This is a genomic window from Hydrogenobaculum sp. (genome assembly GCF_049967395.1).
In the GTDB taxonomy this organism is placed as follows: domain Bacteria; phylum Aquificota; class Aquificia; order Aquificales; family Aquificaceae; genus Hydrogenobaculum.
In genome coordinates this window covers 1-550 of the sequence record NZ_JBMFST010000133.1, presented here as the reverse complement: position 1 = coordinate 550, position 550 = coordinate 1, and the positions used below count along the sequence as shown (strand labels likewise).

The following is a 550-nucleotide window of genomic DNA, read 5'->3' as shown; positions in this document are numbered from 1 at the left end:
ATATTATGGCTAGGCTAGGTGTTCATAATTTTTGTAAAGCTTATACAATTTTCTTATATTATTATTTATGACGACAGAAAAACAAGTGAATACGTATAGCAATGAAAAATGTGTTATTTTTTCTCATCCAAATATTTATATTCAAGACCACATTAACAGATGCTTAGATATTGCTAGGGCTTTTTTAAAAGACAGTAAGGTAGATAATAATATAAAGCAAGCGATAGAGATATCTATAGCCTTACATGATTTTGGCAAATTTACAACATATTTTCAACAATATATCAAAGAAGAAAAGATAAATTTTAATGAAGAGTTAAAAAATCATGCTCTTATTTCTGCTTTATATTCTTATTTTTGCATGAGTAAAACAGAACTAAAAGATTATGCGATATTCTCTTACTTAGCTGTAAAACATCATCATACTGATCCTAAAGACTTAATCGATAATTTTAAGCTTGATAAGAATATAATTGAGAAACAAGTAGATGCAATTGAACCAGAACAGTTTGAGTTGTTCTTACAAGAATTAAACATTCGCCAAGACTGG

General features: G+C 27.5%; 1 protein-coding gene. It reads left to right on the top strand.

Annotation, left to right across the window (positions count from 1 at the left end; translation table 11 throughout):
* Positions 1 to 67 precede the first annotated feature (67 nt).
* On the top strand, positions 68 to 550 hold a 483-nt coding region (locus ACP5S8_RS08545), incomplete at its 3' end, for a CRISPR-associated endonuclease Cas3'' (RefSeq protein ID WP_461876511.1).